Origin of the sequence: Janibacter hoylei PVAS-1 (genome assembly GCF_000297495.1) — a bacterium.
Taxonomy (GTDB): Bacteria; Actinomycetota; Actinomycetes; order Actinomycetales; family Dermatophilaceae; genus Janibacter; species Janibacter hoylei.
Window position 1 is genome coordinate 1 of the sequence record NZ_ALWX01000076.1, and the last position, 6,910, is coordinate 6,910.

A 6,910-nucleotide genomic window follows, 5' to 3' on the forward strand; every position below is an offset into this window, starting at 1 on the left:
CCTCGCCGGACCACCGACGAGCCCCGCACCCGCGTCATGCCGGCGGGGACGCCCCCTTCGCGCCCTGACCCGGAGCAGGCCGCCACGCCACGTCGACCTGCTCCCCCGCGTGACGGCGGACCCCGCCGGCCCGGCGGTCCGGGTGGCCCGGATGCGCGCCCGCGCCAGGGGGCCCCAAGCCGCGCCGACGCAACCCGCTGCGGACCTTCGGCGCCTTCGTCCTCGTCCTGCTGCTGTGGGGCGGCAGCATGGCCTGGGCCGTCAACTCCGCGTGGAGCGAGGTCGGCCGCGTCGATGCCACCCCCGAGGGTGACCGGCCGTCGAGCGAAGGGCGCAACGTCCTGCTCGTCGGCAGCGACGCCCGCGACGGCATGACCCCCGAGGAGCGCAACCGGCTCGGCACCGGTCACGACACCGGAGGCGCCCGCACCGACTCGATCCTCGTCCTGCACACCGGCGGCGGGGAGTCGACCCTCCTGTCGATCCCGCGCGACTCCTACGTGGAGATCCCCGGCAACGGGATGAACAAGATCAACGCCTCCTTCAGCATCGGCGGCGCCAAGCTGCTCGCGCAGACGATCGAGCACAACACCGGGCTGAAGATCGACGGCTACATGGAGATCGGCTTCGGCGGCTTCGCGACCGTCGTCGACGCCGTCGGCGGCGTCAACATCTGCGTCAAGAACGACATGAACGACGAGAAGGCGCACATCAACCTCAAGAAGGGCTGCCAGGTCCTCGACGGCAAGAACGCCCTCGGCTACGTGCGCGCCCGCTACTCCGACCCCGAGGGCGACCTCGGTCGCGCCAAGCGGCAACGGGAGTTCCTCGGTGCGCTCATGGGCAAGATCGCCACCCCCAGCACGATGCTCCAGCCGTGGAAGGTCCACTCCCTCGGCACCGAGACGGCGGGCGCGCTGACCGTCGGCGAGGACGACTCGCTGCTGGGCACCGCGCGGGCGATGTGGGCCTTCCGCAGCATCGCGAAGGGGGACGGCAACTCCGTCACCGTGCCCGTCGCCAACAACAACCTGCCGACCAGCGTCGGCTCCGCGGTCCAGTGGGACGAGGCCCAGTCGACGAAGCTCTTCGAGGACCTGCGCGCCGACCGGCCGATCACGGTCGAGCCGGGCGACGGCTGACAGCTCCCTGAGGAGGCCGCGCGACCCCTGACGGCTCCCTGAGGAGGCCGCCCCGCGGCCGTCTCGAAGGGCGCTCCCTCAGTCCTCGACGAGCAGTACCACGAGGGTGCGCGGGCCATGGACACCCTCGACACGACTGAGCTCGATGTCGCTCGTCGCGCTCGGCCCGCTGATCCACGTCTGCGGGCGCTGCGGGTCCAGGCGACGGACGGCGTGCGGGACGTCGGGCACGACCTGACTCGCCCGCACGATGACGACGTGCCGGTCGGGCAACAGGGTGAGGGCTCGACGGCCCTGGCCCTCGGCGTGGTCGAGGACCACGGTGCCGGTCGCGGCGATGCCGGCCGCACACGTGGTGACGACGCTGTCGAAGCCCTCGATCCCGTGGTCGTCGGCGTCGCCCGTCGACACGGCGTCCTGCCCCAGCCGGTCGACGACGGCCTCACGGACGGCGCCCGGGACCCCGTCGGGCACGATGACCCGCTCGGCTCCGCGCAGGGCGGAGAGCACCTGCACGGGCACCTCGGAGGCACGGCAGCGCACGACGGTGGCCCGGTAGTCGCTCACCAGCTCGGCGAAGCGGTCGAGCACCTGGGCGCGGTCGACCGGCGGCAGGGTCGGCTGCGCCTCCGCGGCGGGGATCGGCTCGGCACCGCGGACCGCCTCGCACACCGCCGCCAGGATCTCCTCACGTGCGGCGCTCATCGCGACCTCCCCTGCCACCACTGCCGGAAGGACTGCCGAGGTGGGACGGGTATGTCCCGCGCCTGCGTCCACTGGCGCCCCACGGAGGGCAGCCAGCCGAGCACCGCTCGGCCGGCGGCGTTCTCGCGCCGGCTCACGCGGCTGAGGACCCGCCCGGCGAGACCGCTCGCGCGCTGCCCGAGGGCGAGCCGGCGCGCATCGGCGAAGGCCCAGGCGGTCGCCTTCATCGCGGCCGCCTCGGGCTTCGGGACGCGGTCGTCCCGGTGGGCGTCGACGACCTGCGCGCGCAGGTCGACGAGGACGGTCGGGATGTCGATCTTCACCGGGCAGACCTCGTAGCAGGCACCGCACAGGCTGGAGGCGAAGGGGAGGGAGTCCACCTGGTCGCTGTGCCCCACGCCCTTGAGCAAGGGGTTGAGGATCGCGCCGATCGGTCCCGGGTAGACCGAGCCGTAGGCGTGGCCGCCGGTGCGCTCGTACACCGGGCAGATGTTGAGGCAGGCGGAGCAGCGGATGCAGCGCAGCGCCTGCCGGCCGACCTCGTCGGCGAGGGCCCTGCTGCGGCCGTTGTCGAGGAGGACGACGTGGCACTCCTGCGGCCCGTCCCCTTCGGTCACCCCGGACCACGTGGAGGTGTAAGGGTTCATCCGCTCCCCCGTGCTCGAGCGCGGGAGCAGCTGGAGGAAGACGTCGAGGTCGTCCCACGTCGGGACGACCTTTTCGATCCCGACGACGCTGACCAGCACCTCGGGCAGCGTCAGGCACATCCGGCCGTTGCCCTCCGACTCGACGACGACGAGGGTCCCCGTCTCCGCGACGGCGAAGTTCGCCCCCGACACCGCGACCTTCGCCCGCAGGAACTTCTCCCGCAGGTGGAGCCGGCTGGCCTCGGCGAGGGCCGCCGGGTCGTCGGTGAGGTCGTCGGGCGCGGGGCGCCCGACCTGCCCCATCTCCTCGAGGAAGATGTCGCGGATCTCGGTGCGGTTGCGGTGGATCGCGGGCACGAGGATGTGGCTCGGCAGGTCGTGCCCGAGCTGCACGATGAGCTCGGCGAGGTCGGTCTCCCACGCGGAGATGCCGCGGGCCTCGAGGGCCTCGTTGAGCTCGATCTCCTGGGTGGCCATGGACTTGACCTTGACCACCTCGTCGACGCCGTGGGAGGCGGCGATGTCACCGACGATCTGGCAGGCCTCCTCCCCCGTGCGGGCCCAGTGGACGGTGACGCCGCGGGCGGTCAGCTGCTCCTCGAGCTGCACGAGGTGCTCGTCGAGCCCGTGGAGGGCGCGGTCCTTGATGTCTGCGGCCCGCTGACGCAGCCCCTCCCAGTCGTCGAGCTCGCCGATGACGTCGGCGCGCTTGGCGCGGATGGTGCTGGTGGCCCGGTGGAGGTTGGCCCGCAGCTGCTCGTCCGCGAGGGCGTGGACAGCAGCCTCCGGGAAGGGAGGCATCCCGAGGAAGGTGGTCTGCGTGTCGGCGCTCATGCGTCCTCCTCGGTCGCGGCGAGCACCTCGGCGAGGTGCATGGTGCGCACGCCCGCCCCCTGCCGGGAGAGGACGCCGCCGATCTGCATGAGGCAGGAGGAGTCCCCGGCGACGAGCACCTCGGCGCCCGACTCGATGGCGTGGGCCGCCTTGTCCTGCCCCATGGCGGCGGAGACGTCGGCGTTCTTCACGGCGAAGGTGCCGCCGAAGCCGCAGCACTCCCGCTCCTGCGGCAGCTCACGCAGCTCGAGGCCGCGGACCGCCTCGAGGAGCCGTCGTGGCCGGTCCCCGACCCCGAGCATCCGCAGCGAGTGACAGGTCGGGTGGTAGGCGACCGAGTGCGGGAAGGATGCTCCGACGTCGGTGACCCCGAGGACGTCGACGAGGAACTGCGACAGCTCGTGGGCACGAGGTCCGTGGCGCTCGACCGCGGCGACGAGCCCGGCGTCGCCGGAGCGCCGCGCGATGATCTCGTGCTGGTGGCGGACGCTTCCGGCGCAGGAGCCCGAAGGGAGGACGACGGCGTCGTAGTCGGCGAAGGTGCTCGCGTAGGACCGCACGACGGGCTCGGCCTCGTCGAAGTAGCCAGTGTTGATCATCGGCTGGCCGCAGCAGGTCTGCGCCGGTGGCACGTCGACCTCCACCCCCAGCCGTTCGAGCAGTCGGACGGTGGCCTTCGCGACGTCCGGGAACATCGTGTCCCCGATGCACGTGGCCATGAGGGCGACTCTCATCTGACCTCCTCGACGGTGGTGACCTCCCTCGCAGGCTATGCCAAGATCCCGGCGAGTGAGGGGTGTCACACACCGGATACCGTGAGCGCATGGACAACACGCTGCAGAAGATCGGGGTCGTGGGTTGCGGCCTCATGGGCGCCGGCATCGCCGAGGTCTGTGCTCGGGCCGGCTCCGACGTCGTCGTCGTCGAGTCGAGCCAGGAGCGGGCCGACGCCGGACGAGGCCGCCTGGAGAAGTCGCTGCGCCGCGCCGAGGAGCGGGGCCGCCTCGAGCGCGCCGACGCCGTCCTCGAGCGGATCCGGGTCGTCACCGAGCTCGGTGAGCTCGCCGACCGCGACATGGTCGTCGAGGCCATCGTCGAGGACGAGGGCGCCAAGGTCGACCTCTTCAAGCAGCTCGACGAGATCGTCACCTCCCCCGACGCGATCCTCGCGTCCAACACGAGCTCGATCCCGATCATGAAGCTCGCGACCGTCACCAAGCGGCCGGCCAACGTCCTGGGCGTCCACTTCTTCAACCCGGTGCCGGTGCTCAAGCTCGTCGAGCTCGTCCCCTCGCTCATGACGGCGGAGGAGACGACCGAGCGGGCCCGCGCCTACGTCGACGGCGAGCTCGGCAAGCACGCGATCACCTGCCAGGACCGCGCCGGCTTCGTCGTCAACAGCCTGCTCATCCCCTTCATCCTCAGCGCGATCCGCATGTACGAGTCCGGCTTCGCGACCGCCGAGGACATCGACCAGGGCTTCGTCCTGGGTGCCGCCCACCCGCAGGGCCCCCTCGCCCTGGCCGACCTCATCGGCCTCGACACGACGATGGCCGTCGCCGAGTCGCTCTACGAGGAGTTCAAGGAGCCGCTCTACGCTCCCTCGCCGCTCCTGCAGCGCATGGTCGACGCCAACCTCCTCGGCCGCAAAACCGGCCGCGGCTTCTACACCTACGAGCAGTAGACCCAGGCGTGGGGGTGCCCCCGCGCGCTCCACGGACCGAGGCGTGCGGGTGGACCCGCGCGCATCACAGAAAAGTCCGGACTGCCCACGCGACGCGACGTCGACGTGAAGTGGTCCGGACTTTTCCGTGCGCGGTGCCACCCGTGCGCCGAGGCGACCCTGCGGGCCGGCCGGGTGACATTCCCCTAGGGAGATGCGGCCGGGTTGGCCGGCCGAGGCCGCATTTCCCTAGGGAGATGCGGCCTCGGCGAAGGGAGGTCAGCGCGCGGTCGGCAGACCCTTGAGCAGTTGGCGCGCCATGACGACCCGCTGGACCTGGTTGGTGCCCTCGTAGATCTGGGTGATCTTGGCGTCGCGCATCATCCGCTCGAGCGGGAAGTCACGGGTGTAGCCCGCGCCACCGAGGAGCTGGACGGCGTCGGTCGTCACCTTCATCGCGACGTCCGAGGCGAAGCACTTGGCGGCGGCACCGAAGAAGGACAGGTCGGCGTCGTGGCGCTCGGACTTGGCCGCGGCGACGTAGACCATCTGGCGGGCGGCCTCGAGCTCCATCGCCATGTCGGCGAGCATGAACTGGATGCCCTGGAAGTCGGCGATGTGCTTGCCGAACTGCTGCCGCTCCTTGACGTAGGCCATCGCCTCGTCGAGCGCCCCCTGGGCGATGCCGACGGCCTGCGCACCGATGGTGACGCGGGTGTGGTCGAGGGTACGCAGGGCGATCTTCAGGCCCTCGCCCTCGGCACCGACGATCCGATCGCCGGGGATGCGGCAGTTGTCGAAGTGCAGCTCGCGCGTCGGGCTGCCCTTGATGCCGAGCTTGCGCTCCTTCTCGGAGAAGCCGAAGCCCTCGTCCGACTTCTCGACGACGAAGGCGGAGATGTTGTTGCCGCGAGGGCCGTCGGGGTCGGTGACCGCGAGGACGGTGTACAGCTCGGACTCGCCGGCGTTGGTGATCCACGCCTTCTGCCCGTTGAGCACCCAGTCGTCGCCGTCGCGGGTCGCCTTGCACTTCATGCCCGCGGTGTCGGAGCCGGCCTCACGCTCGGAGAGGCCGTAGCTGAAGCCCTCCCCCTTCGCCAGGCGCGGCATGTACCGGGCGTTGATCTCCTCGGACCCGCCGAGGATCACCGGCATGGAGCCGAGCTTGTTGACGGCGGGGATCAGCGAGGAGGAGGCACACACGCGCGCGACCTCTTCGATGATGATGCACACGGCGAGTGCGTCCGCGCCGACGCCGCCGTGCTCCTCGGCGACGTGGGCCGCGTGGAAGTCGGCCGCGATGAGAGCCTGGTTGGCCTCGCTCGGGAACCGGGACTCCTCGTCGACGGCAGCGGCGAAGGGCTTGATCTTCGCCTCCGCGACGGCCCTGACGGCCTCGCGGATCGCCTCGTGGTCCTCGGTGGTACGGAACAGGTCGAAGTCTGGGTTCGCGCTCACGGCCGTGATGCTACCGGCCATCACCTCGCTCTTGCACAGGTGTTCAACGACAACACGCCCCCCCGTGGTCTGTCGCCTGCCCACACGGTCACGATCACGCGCAGGCCGAAGGGGGACCGCCGCGCGCAGGTCGAAAGGGGATGGCTGCGCACACCAAGCCGACGTCGGTCACGACACGGCGAGATGCCTGCGACACGAAGGACTTCGGCGGGCGCAGCCATCCCCCCTTCGACCGGAGCCGACCGAGCAAGGTCAGCTGTCGGTGCCGAAGAGGTCGCGGGTGTAGACCTTGTCGGCGACGTCGTCGAGATCAGGGGTGCGGCGGTTGGCGATGATGACGTCCGCCTCGTCCTTGAAGGCGCGGGCGTCGCGGATGACGCGGGAGCCGTAGAAGGTCTCCGTCGGTCAGGGCGGGCTCGAAGATGATGACCTCGATGGCCTTGCCCTTGAGGGCGCTTCAT

At 71.0% G+C, this 6,910-nt stretch carries 6 protein-coding genes; 2 read left to right on the plus strand and 4 right to left on the minus strand.

The annotated features are described in order from the left end of the window. Positions 1-248: 248 nt before the first annotated feature. Positions 249-1,142 (plus strand): LCP family protein, encoded by an 894-nt coding sequence (locus B277_RS13825; RefSeq protein ID WP_007929338.1) that lies wholly within the window; start codon positions 249-251, stop codon positions 1,140-1,142. Positions 1,143-1,220: 78 nt separating this feature from the next. Here B277_RS13825 and B277_RS13830 read toward each other — a convergent pair whose 3' ends face one another. From B277_RS13830 to B277_RS13840, 3 genes are read right to left on the minus strand one after another with little or no spacing between them, the layout of a single operon-like run. Beyond that, positions 1,221-1,847, minus strand: coding sequence for a LutC/YkgG family protein (locus tag B277_RS13830; protein ID WP_007929340.1), 627 nt, complete (start codon positions 1,845-1,847; stop codon positions 1,221-1,223). After that, entirely contained in the window at positions 1,844-3,328 is a 1,485-nt protein-coding gene (locus tag B277_RS13835; RefSeq protein WP_007929342.1) for a LutB/LldF family L-lactate oxidation iron-sulfur protein, read from the minus strand. The genes B277_RS13830 and B277_RS13835 overlap by 4 nt, the downstream gene beginning before the upstream one ends. After that, positions 3,325-4,062 carry a (Fe-S)-binding protein gene (locus tag B277_RS13840; RefSeq protein WP_040881688.1) on the minus strand — a complete coding sequence of 246 codons (738 nt, stop codon included), beginning with the start codon at positions 4,060-4,062 and terminating at the stop codon, positions 3,325-3,327. Before B277_RS13840 ends, B277_RS13835 begins: the two co-directional genes overlap by 4 nt. An 89-nt stretch (positions 4,063-4,151) precedes the next feature. Here B277_RS13840 and B277_RS13845 point away from each other — a divergent pair, with 89 nt between their 5' ends. Next, complete coding sequence (locus B277_RS13845; RefSeq protein WP_007929346.1) at positions 4,152-5,012, plus strand: 3-hydroxybutyryl-CoA dehydrogenase; 861 nt, start codon at positions 4,152-4,154, stop codon at positions 5,010-5,012. Between the two features lie 258 nt (positions 5,013-5,270). Here B277_RS13845 and B277_RS13850 read toward each other — a convergent pair whose 3' ends face one another. Beyond that, the gene (locus B277_RS13850) at positions 5,271-6,449 is read right to left on the minus strand and encodes an acyl-CoA dehydrogenase family protein (protein WP_040881691.1); all 1,179 of its coding nucleotides are present in this window, start codon (positions 6,447-6,449) and stop codon (positions 5,271-5,273) included. Between the last annotated feature and the right edge of the window lie 461 nt (positions 6,450-6,910).

What these genes read in the sequence shown, in the direction of transcription:
- B277_RS13825 (WP_007929338.1), top strand. Translation starts at nt 249, where the DNA reads ATGGCCTGGGCCGTCAACTCCGCGTGGAGCGAGGTCGGCCGCGTCGAT.
- B277_RS13835 (WP_007929342.1), bottom strand. Translation starts at nt 3,328, where the DNA reads ATGAGCGCCGACACGCAGACCACCTTCCTCGGGATGCCTCCCTTCCCG.
- B277_RS13840 (WP_040881688.1), bottom strand. Translation starts at nt 4,062, where the DNA reads ATGAGAGTCGCCCTCATGGCCACGTGCATCGGGGACACGATGTTCCCG.
- B277_RS13845 (WP_007929346.1), top strand. Translation starts at nt 4,152, where the DNA reads ATGGACAACACGCTGCAGAAGATCGGGGTCGTGGGTTGCGGCCTCATG.
- B277_RS13830 (WP_007929340.1), bottom strand. Translation starts at nt 1,847, where the DNA reads ATGAGCGCCGCACGTGAGGAGATCCTGGCGGCGGTGTGCGAGGCGGTC.